The sequence below is a fragment of the Pseudomonas sp. FSL W5-0203 genome, assembly GCF_001896155.1.
Taxonomy (GTDB): Bacteria; Pseudomonadota; Gammaproteobacteria; order Pseudomonadales; family Pseudomonadaceae; genus Aquipseudomonas; species Aquipseudomonas paracarnis.
Genome location: NZ_MPOR01000005.1, coordinates 84,262 through 98,977 on the forward strand (window position 1 = coordinate 84,262; position 14,716 = coordinate 98,977).

Here is a 14,716-nt window from a genome sequence, read left to right on the forward strand (position 1 = left end):
ACCCGCCACCTTACGCAAGATGCGACCCGCACATGACCGATCTGACGCTTTATCACAACCCGCGCTGCTCGAAATCCCGCGGTGCGCTGGAACTGCTGGAAGCCCGCGGCCTCACCCCGACCGTCGTGCGCTACCTGGACACCCCGCTGGATGCCGCGCAAATCGAGGCCCTGCTGAAAAAACTGGGGATCAGCGCACGCCAACTGCTGCGCACCGGCGAAGACGAATACAAAACCCTGAACCTGGCAGACGCCAGCCTCAGCGACACCCAACTGATCGCCGCCATCGCAGCCCATCCCAAGCTGATGGAACGCCCGATCCTGGCAACCGCCGACAAAGCCATCATTGGCCGCCCACCCGAGAACGTGCTGGAGATCCTGCCGTGACTACGCCCTATGTGCTGGTGTTGTATTACAGCCGCAACGGCTCGGTGAGCGAGATGGCCCGGCAGATTGCCCGCGGTATCGAGCAAGGCGGCATGGAAGCGCGGTTGCGCACCGTGCCGGCGATCTCCACCGAGTGCGAAGCGGTGGCGCCGAGCATTCCCGACGAAGGCGCGCTGTATGCCAGCCTGGACGACCTGAAGCACTGCTCGGGCCTGGCCCTGGGCAGCCCGACCCGGTTCGGCAACATGGCCGCGCCGCTCAAGTACTTCCTCGATGGCACCAGCAACCTGTGGCTTACCGGCGCTTTGGTCGGCAAGCCGGCCGGCGTTTTCACCTCCACCGCCAGCCTGCATGGCGGCCAGGAGACCACGCTGATGTCGATGCTGCTACCGCTGCTGCACCATGGCATGTTGATCACCGGCCTGCCCTACAGCGAGCAGGCACTGCTCGACACCCAGGGCGGCGGCACGCCGTATGGCGCCAGCCACCATTCCGGGCCAGACGGTAAGCGCATGCTCGATCAACATGAAATCACCCTGTGCCGGGCCTTGGGCCTGCGCCTGGCCAAGACCGCCACGCTGTTGGAGAACGGCCGTGGCCAGGAAGCCTAAGGTCCTGCCAACGCGGGAATGGCTGGCGCCGCGGGTCAAGGTGGCACGCGCGCTGAGCCTGCTGGCGTTTTTAGGCCTGGTGGGCTTGTTGTGCGCGTACTACCTGTTGGTCGCCGACCTGCATGGGGCGCGCCCGTGGGTCATCCTGCTGATCGAGTTGGTGCCGCTGCTGATACTTGCGCCAGGCATGCTGATGGGCAGCGCACGCGGGCATTCGTGGATGTGCTTTGTGGTGAACCTGTATTTCATCAAGGGCGCGCTGGCGGCGTATGACCCGAACCGCCAGTGGTTCGGTGTGCTGGAAATGCTGGCGAGCCTGGCGGTGTTTTGCACGGCGTTGCTGTATGTGCGTTGGCGGCATCAGTTGAACCGTCGACTGGCCGATTGACTGATCGTTCCCACGCTCCGCGTGGGAATGCTGCCCAGGACGCTCTGCGTCCCGGGCCTAGTGCAAGGGTGACGCGGAGCGTCACAGGATGCATTCCCACGCGGAGCGTGGGAACGATCAGGTGATCAATGATTCACCGTGTAAGCCAACATCATCGACAACTGACACATCGGCCGCCCACTCTCGGCATGCCACTGGTTGAAGGCGCCCTGCACCGTCGCCAGGTCGCGCAGGCTGGTCGGGGCCTTGTCGACAATCTTCTGCGCATTCAGCGCCGCCACCACGTCATCGCTTGGCACAAAGGTGTCCTTGCCGACCATGCGCAAAAAGCGCGGCGCCGACAGCCCGCCCAGTTGATGGCCATGCTTGCTCAGGTACTTCCAGAGCCCAACGATGTCAGTCACTGGCCAATCGGCGATAAACGCACCGAAGCTGCCTTTTTCCTGCTCGATATCCAGGATCATCTGCGCATTGCGCGGCACACTCTTGAGCTTGCCCAGGTGGCGGATGATGCGGGCGTCCTGCATCAACCGTTCCAAGTGCTCGGCGCCCATCAGCACGACTTTTTCCGGGTCGAAACCGAAGAACACCTGCTCGAACGCCGGCCATTTGGCATCAACCACGCTGTGCTTCAAACCGGCGCGGAACACCCGAAGCGCCAAGGTCGACAGGTAACGGTCATCGGTGATCTTGCGCAATTGCGCCGGGGTCTTGGGCACCGGCAGATGGGCTTCCAACTTGGCCGCCGAACCGAAGCGGTTCAGACAATATTCGTGCAGCCACTTGTAATCGCGCATGCCCTCTCCTGTCAGTCGAATTGAAAACGGCGCCCGCAAGCGCCGTGTACTAGAGCCTCGGGAAGACTCAGAGGTTCACTACATTGACGAAACGCGATGCGGCGGTCTCATCGATTTTCAAGCTGGTGAAGTCAAACAGGTTGCGGTCGGCCAATTGCGACGGGATCACGTTTTGCAGGCTGCGGAAGATACTTTCGGTACGCCCCGGGGTCTTGCGCTCCCAGTCCACCAGCATCTCCTTGACCACCTGGCGCTGCAGGTTTTCCTGGGAGCCGCACAGGTTGCACGGGATGATCGGGAATTGCTTGAAGTCGGAATAAGCCTGGATGTCCTTCTCGTTGCAATACGCCAGCGGGCGGATCACCACGTTGCGCCCATCATCGGCACGCAGCTTGGGCGGCATGGCCTTGAGCGAGCCGTTGAAGAACATATTGAGGAAGAAGGTTTCGACGATGTCATCGCGGTGATGACCCAAGGCCATCTTGGTCGCGCCGATCTCATCGGCAAAGGTATAGAGCGTGCCGCGGCGCAGGCGCGAGCACAGCGAGCAGGTGGTCTTGCCTTCCGGGATCAATTCCTTGACCACCGAGTAGGTGTCTTTCTCGACAATGTGGTACTCCACGCCCAGTTCTTTCAAATAGGCCGGCAGCACATGCTCAGGGAAACCGGGTTGTTTCTGGTCCATGTTGACCGCCACGATCTCGAACTTGATCGGCGCGACCTTTTGCAGGTGCAGCAACACGTCGAGCATGGTGTAGCTGTCTTTGCCGCCGGAGAGGCAGACCATGACCTTGTCGCCGTCCTCGATCATGTTGAAATCGGCGACCGCTTCACCGGCCAGGCGACGCAGGCGTTTTTGCAGTTTGTTCTGGTTGACTGTAAGAGTGCCCATGGCGCTTGGATCCGCAAAGGTGTGTGACGAAAAGCGCAGCATTTTACCGGTAAGACTCGCCGAGTTCCAATGTGGGAGCTGGCTTGCCTGCGATAGCGGTGTGCCAGTCAACATCTCTGGTCCGGACAGGCCGCCATCGCAGGCAAGCCAGCTCCCACACTGGATCCCATGAATCCTGACAGACCGCACCGCGATTAGCGTGAGTGTTTACAGCGCAATTTGCTCTAAAGGCCCTACGGTTATTCCGGTCATCCCTTTCTATACTGCGACTTGAGGTCGCACATCTATCCAGACCTTTCAGGCCATTTGGCCCGTGGGCGCTCCGATGGGGGGCGATGGTAATAACGACAGGAGTGACTGGCATGATCCATCACGTCGTGGGGCTGTTTACCCATCCCGACCAGGAATGGCGGGAAATCCGTGGCGATAAAGAAGAAAGCATCAGCCACATGTACCTCACTCATACCCTGATTCTCGCGGCGATCCCCGCCATTTCCGCCTTTATTGGCACCACTCAGATCGGCTGGGTCATCGGCAACCGCGCCCCGGTGATGCTGACCCAGGAAAGCGCGCTGTGGATGACCCTCATGTCCTACGCGGCCATGCTGTGCGGCGTGGCGGTGATGGGTGCATTCATTCACTGGATGGCCCGCACCTACGACGCCAGCCCAAGCATGGCCCGCTGCGTGGCGTTTGCCACTTATACCGCCACACCCTTGTTTATCGGCGGGCTGGCGGCGCTCTACCCGCATATGTGGCTGGGCATGGTCGTGGGCACGGCGGCGATCTGCTACACGGTGTACCTGCTGTATGTGGGGCTGCCGACCTTCATGAGTATCGACCCGGATGAAGGCTTCCTGTTTTCCAGCTCGGTATTGGCCGTCGGCCTGGTGGTGCTGGTGGCGATCATGGCCTTTACCGTGATCGTCTGGGGCCTGGGCGTCGGGCCGATCTACACCAGTTGAACGAAAAAACCCGCAGGCAAGGCCACCGCAAGGTGGCTTTGTGCGTTATGCATGACCATTCGGCGCCTGACAGATTCGGAAACACCCAGCTTTGCGGCATACTGGGCGTCTCTGGAGATATGTACAGCATGCCCGAGCAACTCAATACCCGCGTCGAAGATTGTTTCCTGCAAGCCGAATCCTTTTTCAAACGAAGCTTCAAACGCCCCCAGGTCAGCCTCAAGCTGCGGGGCCAGAAGGCCGGTGTCGCGCATTTGCACGAGAACCTGCTGCGCTTCAACCCTCAGTTATACCGTGAAAACAGCCAACACTTTCTCAAGCAAACCGTGGCCCACGAAGTGGCACACCTGATTGCCCACCAATTGTTTGGCGAGCGTATCCAACCCCATGGCGAGGAATGGCAGTTGATCATGCGCGGGGTTTACGAGCTGCCGCCCGACCGTTGCCACACCTACGAGGTCAAGCGTCGGCAAGTGACTCGCTATATTTACCGCTGCCCGTGTGCGGACAGTGATTTTCCGTTTTCACCGCAGCGCCATGGGCTGGTGAACCAGGGGCGGCGGTATTTGTGTCGGCGGTGTCGGCAGACTCTGGTGTTCACTGGAGAAACTCGGGTGGAATGAGGGCCTATTCGCAGGCAAGCCAGCTCCCACATTTTGATTGCGTTCACAGATCCAGATGTGGGAGCTGGCTTGCCTGCGAAAGCGCCCGCTCAGTCAACCTACAACCTTGGCCTGCCGCAATTGCTCTATCCGCTCAATGCCGAACCCCAACTCCGCCAGCACCTCATCACTGTGCGCCCCCACCGCCACTCCAATGTGCCTGGGTGCCGGCAACCCCTCGGAGAATTTCAGCGGGCAGGCCAATTGCGCTTGTGTCGAGCCATCACCCCGGGGCACCTGGCTGACTAGCTCCCGCGCCTTCAACTGGGGATGCTCCACCGCTTCGCTCAAACTCAACACTGGCTCAACACAGGCATCCACCCCGGCAAACAACTCACACAACTCTTCAAAACTGCGCTTCTCGAACTCCACCTGCAACGCCTGTTTGAGCACGGCCTGGCGTTCGGGCGTCACGCTGTGTGCCGCCAGTTCCGGGCGCCCCAAGGCCGCGCACAGCTGCTGCATAAACCCCGGTTCCAAACTGCCCACCGACATCCAGCGCCCATCGCGTGTGCGGTAGTAGTCATAGAAACTCCCGCCATTGAGCACATGGTTCTCCCACCCAGGCTCGACCCCGCAAGCCAGGTAACCGGCCCCCGCCATGGCGTTAAGGCTGAACGAGCAGTCGGTCATGCTCACATCCAGGTATTGCCCCACCCCGCTTTGCTGCCTGGCAATCACCGCCGCCAGCAAGCCCACCACGGCATGCAGCGAGCCGCCCGCCACATCCGCCAACTGTACGCCCAGGGGCAACGGGCCGGTGTCCTGGCGCCCGGTATGGCTGGCCACGCCGGCCAACGCCAGGTAGTTGATATCGTGCCCGGCGCGTTCCTTATAGGGGCCGGTCTGGCCGTAACCGGTGATCGACACATAGATCAGCCGCGGGTTGATCGCCTTCAGCGCCTCATAGCCCAGGCCCAGGCGCTCCATGACACCGGGGCGGAACTGCTCGAGCAGGATGTCATGGCCCTTGACCAACTCACGCACAATCTCCAGCGCCTCGGCCTGCTTGAGGTCCAGGGCCAGGCTGCGCTTGTTGCGATTGAGGTAGGCGTGGCTGGCCGAGGTACCACGATCATGGGGCGGCAATACCCGCAACAGGTCCATCCGTGTGGGCGATTCGATACGCAGCACCTCGGCGCCCATGTCCGCCAGCATCAGGGAGGCAAACGGGCCGGGCAGCAAGGTGGAAAAATCCAACACTTTAAGGGACGCCAAGGGACCTGACATGGGGACTCCAGTTGGGTTGCGAATACTCACAGACTAGGCAGCCGGGCAGCTGCCGGCAATCGTCAGAACGATCAACCACAGTGACCGTTTTGATCACGGCGGGCTTTTTCGCGGCGGCGGCTTTATCATTGGCCGACGTTTGTTGGCAGAGTCTTCCATGAAGTTCGCGATTGCACTGTATAGCGCCGCCCACGCGCCCTCCTCGCGCCGCGCCCTGTTGTTCGCCCAGGCGGCGCTGGCCGGCGGGCATGAGATCGTGCGGCTGTTTTTCTACCAGGACGGCGTGTACAGCGCGTCCAATAACATCGTCGCGCCCCAGGATGAGCAAGACATTGCGCGCCAATGGCGCGAGTTTGTCAGCCAGCACCAACTCGACGGCGTGGTGTGCATCGCCGCAGCCCTGCGCCGGGGTGTGCTTAATGCCGAGGAAGCTGCGCGTTACCAACGCAGCGCGGTCAACCTGGAAGCACCCTGGGCGTTGTCGGGCCTGGGACAATTGCATGACGCGATCCAGGACGCCGACCGCCTGATCTGTTTTGGAGGGCCGTGACATGTCCAGATCCTTATTAGTGATCAGCCGCCAGGCCCCGTGGTCCGGGCCGAGTGCGCGGGAAGCACTGGATATCGTGCTGGCCGGCGGCGCGTTCGATCTGCCCATTGGCCTGCTGTTCCTGGATGACGGTGTGTTCCAACTGGCGCCGAACCAAGCGGCCAAGGCCGTGCAACAGAAAGACCTGAGTGCCAACCTGCAGGCCCTGGGCCTGTTCGGCATTGATGACGTGTTCGCGTGCAGCCATAGCCTGACCGCACGCGGGTTGCCGCCGCCTGCCCACGCGCAGGCGCTCGACAGCCAAGCCATTTTCCAGCTGATTGACCGTTACGACCAGGTGATTACCCTCTGATGTCGACTCTACATGTGGTGTCTCATTCCCCGTTTACCGACAGCCGCCTCGACAGCTGCCTGCGCATCTGTGGCACCGAGGACGCTATCCTCCTATGTGGTGACGGAGCCTACGGCCTGCACACGCCCGCCCTGCAAACCAAAGGCGTAAAGGTGTTTGTGCTGGCCGAAGACATGCAGGCGCGCAACCTGCCGCTGCCCGACTGGGCTGACAGCGTCGATTACCCAGGCTTCGTGCAACTGTCGATCGACTACGACAAGGTCAACACCTGGCTATGAACACCCTGACCGTCGGCGCACGCACCCTGGAACTGGATAAGGACGGCTACCTCGTCGACCTCAACGACTGGTCCGATGAAGTGGCGAATGCCCTGGCCGCTGCCGAAGCCTTGGAGCTGACGCCGGCACACTGGGAAATCCTCACCCTGCTGCGCCAGTTCTACACCGAATTCCAGCTATCCCCCGCCACGCGCCCGCTGATCAAGTACACCGCCTTGAAGCTGGGCCCGGAAAAGGGCAACAGCCTGCACCTCAACAAACTGTTCAACGGCACTCCCGCCAAACTCGCCGCCAAGCTGGCGGGCCTGCCCAGGCCGACGAATTGCTTATGACCGACTTTGCCCCCCTGACTCTCGTAACGCCCCAAGAGCATCCCTTTGCGCAGTTCGTGCGCATCCTCGGCAAAGGCAAGCGTGGCGCGCGCAACCTCACCCGCGAGGAAGCGCGGGAAGCCATGGGCATGCTGCTCGACGAAAAGGTCGAGGACACCCAGCTCGGCGCCTTCCTGATGCTGCTGCGCCACAAGGAAGAAAGCCCGGAAGAACTCGCCGGTTTCACCGAAGCCGTACGTGAGCGCCTGCACGCGCCAGCGCTGAACGTCGATATCGACTGGCCGACCTACGCCGGTAAAAAGCGCCACCTGCCGTGGTTCCTGCTGGCAGCCAAATGCCTGGCGCAGAACGGCGTGCGCATCCTGATGCACGGCGGCGGCGCCCACACTTCGGGGCGCTTGTACACCGAGCAATTGCTGGACGGCTTGCAGATCCCGCTGTGCCGCGACTGGCAACAGGTCCAGAGCACCTTCGCCCACGGCAACCTGGCATTTATCCCGCTGGGTGATTGGGCCCCACAGCTGCAACGCATGATCGACCTGCGCAACACCCTGGGCCTGCGCTCGCCTATCCACTCTCTGGCGCGCCTGCTCAACCCGCTGAATGCGCGTTGTGGCCTGCAAAGCATTTTCCACCCCGGTTACCAGGGCGTGCATCGCGATGCCAGTGGCTTGCTGGGTGACAACGTGATTGTGGTCAAGGGCGACGGCGGCGAGATCGAGATCAACCCCGACACCCTCAGTCACCTGTACGGCACCACCGGCGGCCAGAGCTGGGACGAAGAGTGGCCCGCCCTCTCAGACCAGCGCCACGTCAAGCCAGCAACGCTTGAGCCCGAGCACCTCAAAGCGCTGTGGCGCGGCGATGTTGAAGACAGCTACCCGCAACTGGCGTTGATCGCCACCATGGCGTTGGCCCTGCGCGGCCTTGGCCACCCACGGCAACAGGCGTTCGAGTTGGCCCAGCAGTACTGGGACGCACGGGATAAATCGATTTAATCGATCATTCACGCCGGTTCTTTGCGCTTTTAGTTCGAACTCATCCCTTTAGACTGGGCTCCAACGCTTATCAGCCAAGGAGCCAGTCATGGGTTTATTGATCGACGGACAGTGGAAAGACCAGTGGTACGAAAGTAGCGCCGATGGCGCTTTCCAACGGGAGCAGGCACAACGCCGCAACTGGGTGACCGCCGATGGCGCGCCAGGCCCGAGTGGTGAAGGCGGCTTCAAGGCCGAGGCCGGTCGCTATCACCTCTATGTATCCCTCGCCTGCCCGTGGGCGCACCGCACCTTGATTCTGCGCAAGCTCAAGGGCCTGGAAAGCCTGATCGACGTCTCGGTGGTCAGTTGGCTGATGCTGGAAAACGGCTGGACCTTCGACAAGGCCCACGGCTCCAGCGGCGACAACCTCGACGGTTTCAACTTCATGCACCAACGCTACACCGCCGATACCGCCGACTATACCGGGCGCGTGACCGTGCCGGTGCTGTGGGACAAAAAGCTCAAGCGCATCGTCAGCAATGAATCGGCGGAGATCATCCGCATGTTCAACAGTGCGTTCAATGCGCTGACCGGCAATACCCTGGATTTCTACCCCCAAGCCCTGCATTCGACCATCGACAGCCTCAACGAACGCATCTACCCCGCCGTGAACAACGGTGTGTACCGCGCAGGTTTCGCCACCTCACAACAGGCGTATGAAAGTGCGTTTGATGATGTGTTTGCCGAGCTGGATCATTTGGAACAGCACCTGGGCAGCCATCGTTATTTGGCCGGCGAGTACCTGACCGAAGCCGATGTACGGCTGTTCACTACGCTGATTCATTTTGATGCGGTGTACTACAGCCACTTCAAATGCAACCTGCGGCGAATTGCCGACTATGGGAATTTGTCGAACTGGCTGCGGGAGATGTATCAGTGGCCGGGGGTGGCCGAGACGGTGGATTTCGAGCATATCAAGGGGCATTACTATGCCAGCCATCGCACGATCAACCCGACGGGGATTGTGCCGAAGGGGCCGTTGCAGAGGTTTGATACGGAGCATGATCGGGTGCGGCTGCCGGGTAAAGGTGTCTTTGGCTGATCCGGATCATCGGTTGTAATGAGATGGCCTCATCGGGGGCAAGCCCCCTCCCACACTTGGAATGCATTCCAATGTGGGAGGGGGCTTGCCCCCGATGCTTTTGAGGTCAGACTTGGGACTGGGCGCCCTCGAACCACTTGAGCTTTTCACGCAGTACCACCACCTCACCCACGATCACCAGTGTCGGCGCATGCACTTCATGCTCCGCCACCATGCGCGGCAGGTCGGCCAGGGTGCCGGTGAACACGCGCTGGTTGGACGTGGTGCCCTGCTGGATCAGCGCCGCTGGGGTATCTGCGGAGCGCCCGTGCTTGATCAACTGCTCGCAAATGATCGGCAAGCCAATCAAGCCCATGTAGAACACCAGGGTCTGTGAGGGGCCGACCAGGTCTTGCCAAGGCAAGTCCGAGGTACCGTTCTTCAAGTGCCCGGTAATAAACCGTACCGACTGGGCATAATCGCGGTGAGTCAGCGGAATCCCGGCATAAGCCGCACAACCACTGGCTGCCGTGATACCCGGCACCACCTGGAAGGGGATGCCATGGGCCGCCAATTCCTCGATCTCTTCGCCACCACGACCAAAGATGAACGGGTCACCCCCTTTAAGGCGCAGCACGCGCTTGCCTTGCTTGGCCAGGTCGACCAGTTGCTGGTTGATCTGGTCTTGAGGCACCGCGTGATCGGCACGACGCTTGCCGACGTACACGCGCTCGGCATCACGACGGCACAGTTCCAAAATCGCCGGCGCAACCAAACGGTCGTACAGCACCACGTCGGCTTGCTGCATCAGGCGCAATGCGCGGAAGGTCAGCAAATCCGGGTCACCTGGGCCTGCACCCACCAGGTACACCTCACCGGGCGCGTAAGGCGGCGCGCCATTGACCTTTTCGATCAACAGGCGCTCGGCCTCCTCGCCCTGCCCGGCCAACTGGCGGTCGGCAATCGGGCCCTGGAACACTTCTTCCCAGAACGCCCGGCGCTGCTGCACATCCGGGTACAAACCTTTGACCTGAGCCCGAAAACGCGCGGCCAGCCCAGCCAGTTGCCCGTAGGTGGAGGGAATCCAGGTTTCCAGCTTGGCGCGGATCAGCCGTGCCAGTACCGGCGCGTCACCGCCGCTGGAGACGGCAATCACCAAGGGTGAACGGTCGACAATCGCCGGGAAGATCACGCTGCACAACGCTGGCGCGTCCACCACATTGACCGGCACGCAGCGACGCTTGGCATCACTGGACACTTGCGCATTCAGTGGCTCATCGTCGGTAGCCGCGATAATCAGGGTGCAACCGTCCAGGTCGGCCTCCTGATAACCGCGCAACATCAGTTCCCCGCCACTGCCCAGCACCAGCTCACGCAGCTGGCTTTCGATCTGGGGAGCAACCACCCGCAACACCGCGCCGGCATCGGCCAGCAGCCGGGATTTGCGCAAGGCAATCTCCCCACCACCGACGACCAACACACGACTGCCGCGCAGGTTATGAAACAGCGGCAGAAATTCCATTTAGCGGATGACCTCAACGCCCGCCATGTAAGGCTTGAGCACCTCAGGTACACGGATCGAACCGTCCGCCTGCTGGTAGTTTTCCAGCACGGCCACCAGGGTACGGCCTACGGCCAGGCCCGAACCGTTGAGGGTATGCACCAGTTCCGGCTTGCCGGTTTCCGGGTTGCGGAAACGCGCCTGCATGCGACGGGCCTGGAAGTCACCGCAGTTGGAGCACGACGAAATCTCGCGGTATTTGTCCTGGCTCGGCACCCACACTTCCAGGTCGTAGGTTTTCACGGCGCTGAAGCCCATGTCGCCCGTGCACAGGGCCAGTACGCGGTACGGCAGCTCCAGCAGCTGCAACACGCGCTCGGCGTTGGCAGTCAGGCCTTCCAGGGCTTGCATGGAGGTCGACGGTTCTACTACCTGGACCATTTCAACCTTGTCGAACTGATGCTGGCGGATCATGCCGCGGGTATCGCGACCCGATGCGCCGGCTTCGCTGCGGAAGCACGGGCTGTGGGCAACCAGCTTCAACGGCAGTTGCTTGGCGTCGAGGATTTCGCCGGCGACGATATTGGTCAGCGACACTTCGGCCGTCGGGATCAGGTACAGGTCGGCTTCGCCGTCGCGGCTGATCTTGAACAGGTCTTCTTCGAATTTCGGCAGTTGGCTGGTGCCCATCAACGCCGGCGCCTGAACCAGGTACGGGGTGTAGGCCTCTTCGTAACCGTGTTCGCCGGTGTGCAGGTTGATCATGAACTGCGCCAGTGCACGGTGCATGCGCGCAATCGGGCCGCGCAGCAAGGCAAAGCGTGCGCCGGACATTTTTGCCGCGGTTTCAAAATCCAGGCCACCGGTCAATTCGCCCAGGGCGACGTGGTCCTTGATCTCGAAATCGAAGGCTTTCGGCGTGCCCCAGCGGCGCACTTCGACGTTGCCGTCTTCATCTTCGCCGACCGGTACGGATTCGTGGGGCAGGTTCGGAATGCCCAGCAGGATCGAATCCAACTGGGTCTGAATGCCTTCCAGCTCGATTTTGCCGTCGGACAGCTCAGTGCCCATGCGCTCGACATCCGCCATTAACGGCGCGATATCTTCGCCGCGCTGCTTGGCCTGGCCGATGGACTTGGAGCGCGCATTACGTTCAGCCTGCAGTGCTTCGGTGCGGGTCTGGACGGTCTTGCGCTGTTCTTCCAGCGCTTCGATGCGCGCAACATCCAAGGCAAAGCCACGGGATGCCAGGCGGTCCGCTACGTCCTGAAGGTTGCTACGTAACAGTTTGGAATCGAGCATGTCGGTCTCTCGTTATCAAAGTTTGGTCAAGGACAGGCCAGCCCAGGTGGCGAGCAGCCCGCCGAATACGCTGATGGCCGCATAGCCAATCGCCAGCGGCACTTGCCCGCTTTCCAGCAGGCGCACGGTATCCAGTGAAAAGGATGAAAAAGTCGTCAGGCCGCCAAGAAAGCCAACCATCAGGCCGGCACGTACCTCGACAGGCACTTCCGGGCGTAACAAAAACAGGCCGTATAACACGCCGATCAACAGGCAGCCCACGATATTAACGGCGAGCGTCGCCGTATAGAAGTGTTTCGGCCAATTGGCGTTGATCCAATTGCCGGTGGCGAAGCGCAACAGCGTCCCGGCAATCCCCCCCACCGAGACGGCGACCACCAAAGGAATCATGATTTTCTCCGCTGCCGGGGGCTCAGACGGTCGAGGGTGGCCAGGTGATTGAGCTTCTCACCGATCTTCAGCTCCAGGCCACGGGGCACGGGCTGGTAGAACGGCTGCGGCTCCAGCTCATCGGGGAAGTAGTCTTCGCCGGCCGCATAGGCGTCCGGCTCATCGTGGGCATAACGGTATTCGTCGCCATACCCCAGTTGCTTCATCAACTTGGTCGGTGCGTTGCGCAGGTGCAGCGGCACTTCGAGGGAGCCGTGCTCGGCGGCCGCACGCAGGGCCGACTTGAAGCCCATATACACCGCGTTGCTTTTCGGCGCGCAGGCCAGGTAGGTGATGGCCTGGGCCACCGCCAGCTCGCCTTCCGGGCTGCCGAGGCGCTCCTGCACCTCCCAGGCGGCCAGGCACAGGCTCAGGGCCCGCGGGTCGGCGTTGCCGATGTCTTCGCTGGCCATGCGCACTACGCGGCGCGCCAGGTACAGCGGGTCGCAACCGCCATCGATCATGCGCGCAAACCAATACAGCGCGCCGTCAGGGTTGGAACCGCGTACGGATTTGTGCAGCGCGGAAATCTGGTCGTAGAAGGCTTCGCCGCCCTTGTCGAAACGTCGGCGCGTGTCACCCAGCAGGCTTTGCAACAGATCAACGCCAATCTCGCCGCCGTCTTCGGCCAGGTCGGAAGCGTTCTCCAGCAGGTTGAGAAAGCGACGCCCGTCACCATCGGCGGCGGTCAGCAAAATCTTGAAGCCTTCATCGCTGAGGCTCAGCTGGCGCTTGCCCAGGCCCTTGTCTTCGCTCAAGGCACGGTGCAGCAGCTTTTGCATCGCCGCTTCATCCAGGCTCTTGAGCACATAGACCCGCGCCCGTGACAACAAGGCGTTGTTCAATTCAAAGGAAGGGTTTTCGGTGGTGGCGCCGATAAAGATCAGCGTACCGTCCTCGACATAAGGCAGGAACGCATCCTGCTGCGACTTGTTGAAGCGATGCACTTCGTCGACGAACAGGATAGTGCGCTTGCCGTATTGCCCGGCCTGCTGCTTGGCCACTTCCACCGCCTGGCGGATCTCCTTCACCCCGGCGAGCACCGCCGAGACCGTTTCAAAGTGCGCGTCCGAGACTTTCGCCAGCAGCCGCGCCAGGGTGGTCTTGCCCACGCCCGGCGGCCCCCAGAAAATCATCGAATGCAGCGCACCCTGCTCCAAGGCTTCGCGCAAGGGTTTGCCGCGAGCGAGCAGGTGTTCCTGACCGACGTACTCATCCAGGTTGGTCGAACGCAAGCGCGCGGCCAGTGGCTGGGCAATCGGGTCACTTCGAAACAGATCCATGGGCAGCGTTTGAAACCTCTAGATTATTCCTGGATCACGTCGGCACCCTTGGGGATGTCGAACTTGAACTTGGACGCGGGCACCGGCTGGTTGGCCTTGACTCCGGAGAACAGGATATCGGTGCGCTGGCCGACGCTGTCGACCAGGCGCATGTTGTTGATCACGCCGTTGCCGAACGACAAGGACAGCGTGTCAAACAGCGTGTCCTTGGATTTTGGCTTGAGGGTGAATTCGATGACGTTGCTGGTCTGCTTGGAGGTGATGTCGAAGCTGTCGTTGATTTTCGACACATCACCCGACAGCAGCAGTGCCGGGGTCTGGTTCAGGCGTGGATCGAGCTTCTTGATGGTGGCTTGTTCCAGGTCCGGGTCCCACAGCGTGACTTTCTGGCCGTCGGAAACGATGGTCTGCTCAGCCTTGCCTTCGGTATGCCAGTAGAACAGCCCTGGGCGCTGCACGGCCATTTCACCGGCTGTTTCCTGCAACTGGGTGCCGCCGGCATCCAGGGTGAGCTGGGAGAAGCGCGCGGTGAGGGTCTGGGATTTGTCCAACAGGTTCTTCAGGCTGGCGACGGAAGCCGGGTCAGCGTGAGCCGAAACAGCGGTCAAGGCCAGGGCCGGCAACAACAGCATGCGGATAAAGCGCATGGGAGTCCTCATTGAGTAGTCAGGGCACGCCGCGTGTTGCCACGCGGCGC

General features: G+C 61.4%; 19 protein-coding genes. 11 read left to right on the top strand and 8 right to left on the bottom strand.

The features are described from left to right. The first annotated feature begins 32 nt into the window (after window positions 1-32). The 3 genes from arsC to BOP96_RS07110 are packed head-to-tail and all read left to right on the top strand — an operon-like array spanning window position 33 to window position 1,385. A complete protein-coding gene (arsC, locus tag BOP96_RS07100; RefSeq protein ID WP_014718884.1) occupies window positions 33-386 on the top strand; it encodes an arsenate reductase (glutaredoxin) in 354 nt (117 codons plus the stop codon). Next, the gene (wrbA, locus tag BOP96_RS07105; RefSeq protein WP_014718885.1) at window positions 383-997 is read left to right on the top strand and encodes an NAD(P)H:quinone oxidoreductase; all 615 of its coding nucleotides are present in this window, start codon (window positions 383-385) and stop codon (window positions 995-997) included. Before arsC ends, wrbA begins: the two co-directional genes overlap by 4 nt. Continuing rightward, window positions 981-1,385 carry a DUF2069 domain-containing protein gene (locus tag BOP96_RS07110; protein ID WP_032902853.1) on the top strand — a complete coding sequence of 135 codons (405 nt, stop codon included), beginning with the start codon at window positions 981-983 and terminating at the stop codon, window positions 1,383-1,385. The genes wrbA and BOP96_RS07110 overlap by 17 nt, the downstream gene beginning before the upstream one ends. Before the next feature lie 125 nt (window positions 1,386-1,510). Here the strand turns inward: BOP96_RS07110 and BOP96_RS07115 are convergent, their stop codons facing one another. After that, window positions 1,511-2,182, bottom strand: coding sequence for a DNA-3-methyladenine glycosylase I (locus BOP96_RS07115; RefSeq protein ID WP_014718887.1), 672 nt, complete (start codon window positions 2,180-2,182; stop codon window positions 1,511-1,513). 67 nt (window positions 2,183-2,249) lie between these two features. After that, window positions 2,250-3,074 carry a tRNA 2-thiocytidine(32) synthetase TtcA gene (gene ttcA, locus BOP96_RS07120; RefSeq protein ID WP_014718888.1) on the bottom strand — a complete coding sequence of 275 codons (825 nt, stop codon included), beginning with the start codon at window positions 3,072-3,074 and terminating at the stop codon, window positions 2,250-2,252. 362 nt (window positions 3,075-3,436) lie between these two features. Between ttcA and BOP96_RS07125 the strand changes: the two genes are divergently transcribed. Further along, entirely contained in the window at window positions 3,437-4,039 is a 603-nt protein-coding gene (locus tag BOP96_RS07125; RefSeq protein ID WP_073452263.1) for a Yip1 family protein, read from the top strand. 128 nt (window positions 4,040-4,167) lie between these two features. Continuing rightward, window positions 4,168-4,662, top strand: coding sequence for a SprT family zinc-dependent metalloprotease (locus BOP96_RS07130; RefSeq protein WP_003192067.1), 495 nt, complete (start codon window positions 4,168-4,170; stop codon window positions 4,660-4,662). A gap of 93 nt (window positions 4,663-4,755) precedes the next feature. Here BOP96_RS07130 and BOP96_RS07135 read toward each other — a convergent pair whose 3' ends face one another. Then, window positions 4,756-5,931: a CaiB/BaiF CoA transferase family protein gene (locus tag BOP96_RS07135; protein ID WP_073452265.1), complete on the bottom strand. Its 1,176-nt coding sequence runs from the start codon at window positions 5,929-5,931 to the stop codon at window positions 4,756-4,758. A gap of 157 nt (window positions 5,932-6,088) precedes the next feature. On the opposite strand from BOP96_RS07135, the gene tusD reads away from it, so the two are divergent. From tusD to BOP96_RS07165, 6 genes are all read left to right on the top strand, one after another. Continuing rightward, window positions 6,089-6,481 carry a sulfurtransferase complex subunit TusD gene (tusD, locus tag BOP96_RS07140; protein WP_003192069.1) on the top strand — a complete coding sequence of 131 codons (393 nt, stop codon included), beginning with the start codon at window positions 6,089-6,091 and terminating at the stop codon, window positions 6,479-6,481. Window position 6,482: 1 nt separating this feature from the next. Further along, window positions 6,483-6,833: a sulfurtransferase complex subunit TusC gene (tusC, locus tag BOP96_RS07145; RefSeq protein WP_032902851.1), complete on the top strand. Its 351-nt coding sequence runs from the start codon at window positions 6,483-6,485 to the stop codon at window positions 6,831-6,833. Beyond that, window positions 6,833-7,111 (top strand): sulfurtransferase complex subunit TusB, encoded by a 279-nt coding sequence (tusB, locus tag BOP96_RS07150; protein ID WP_014718892.1) that lies wholly within the window; start codon window positions 6,833-6,835, stop codon window positions 7,109-7,111. The genes tusC and tusB overlap by 1 nt, the downstream gene beginning before the upstream one ends. Beyond that, on the top strand, window positions 7,108-7,443 hold the full coding sequence (locus tag BOP96_RS07155; RefSeq protein ID WP_014718893.1) for a TusE/DsrC/DsvC family sulfur relay protein: 336 nt from the start codon (window positions 7,108-7,110) through the stop codon (window positions 7,441-7,443). Before tusB ends, BOP96_RS07155 begins: the two co-directional genes overlap by 4 nt. Beyond that, complete coding sequence (locus BOP96_RS07160; protein ID WP_073452268.1) at window positions 7,440-8,441, top strand: glycosyl transferase family protein; 1,002 nt, start codon at window positions 7,440-7,442, stop codon at window positions 8,439-8,441. Before BOP96_RS07155 ends, BOP96_RS07160 begins: the two co-directional genes overlap by 4 nt. An 88-nt stretch (window positions 8,442-8,529) precedes the next feature. Further along, window positions 8,530-9,525: a glutathione S-transferase family protein gene (locus tag BOP96_RS07165; RefSeq protein ID WP_073452270.1), complete on the top strand. Its 996-nt coding sequence runs from the start codon at window positions 8,530-8,532 to the stop codon at window positions 9,523-9,525. A 106-nt stretch (window positions 9,526-9,631) separates the two neighbouring features. Here BOP96_RS07165 and cysG read toward each other — a convergent pair whose 3' ends face one another. Genes cysG through lolA form a run of 5 tightly spaced genes read right to left on the bottom strand, consistent with a single transcriptional unit; the run spans window position 9,632 to window position 14,666 of the window. Continuing rightward, window positions 9,632-11,026, bottom strand: a complete 1,395-nt coding sequence (cysG, locus tag BOP96_RS07170) for a siroheme synthase CysG (RefSeq protein ID WP_014718896.1) — start codon at window positions 11,024-11,026, stop codon at window positions 9,632-9,634. Then, window positions 11,027-12,307 carry a serine--tRNA ligase gene (gene serS, locus BOP96_RS07175; RefSeq protein ID WP_019816715.1) on the bottom strand — a complete coding sequence of 427 codons (1,281 nt, stop codon included), beginning with the start codon at window positions 12,305-12,307 and terminating at the stop codon, window positions 11,027-11,029. 15 nt (window positions 12,308-12,322) lie between these two features. Beyond that, window positions 12,323-12,697, bottom strand: coding sequence for a fluoride efflux transporter CrcB (crcB, locus tag BOP96_RS07180; RefSeq protein WP_014718898.1), 375 nt, complete (start codon window positions 12,695-12,697; stop codon window positions 12,323-12,325). After that, window positions 12,694-14,019, bottom strand: a complete 1,326-nt coding sequence (locus BOP96_RS07185; RefSeq protein ID WP_014718899.1) for a replication-associated recombination protein A — start codon at window positions 14,017-14,019, stop codon at window positions 12,694-12,696. Before BOP96_RS07185 ends, crcB begins: the two co-directional genes overlap by 4 nt. 23 nt (window positions 14,020-14,042) lie before the next feature. After that, window positions 14,043-14,666, bottom strand: a complete 624-nt coding sequence (lolA, locus tag BOP96_RS07190; protein WP_003174700.1) for an outer membrane lipoprotein chaperone LolA — start codon at window positions 14,664-14,666, stop codon at window positions 14,043-14,045. Window positions 14,667-14,716 lie beyond the last annotated feature (50 nt).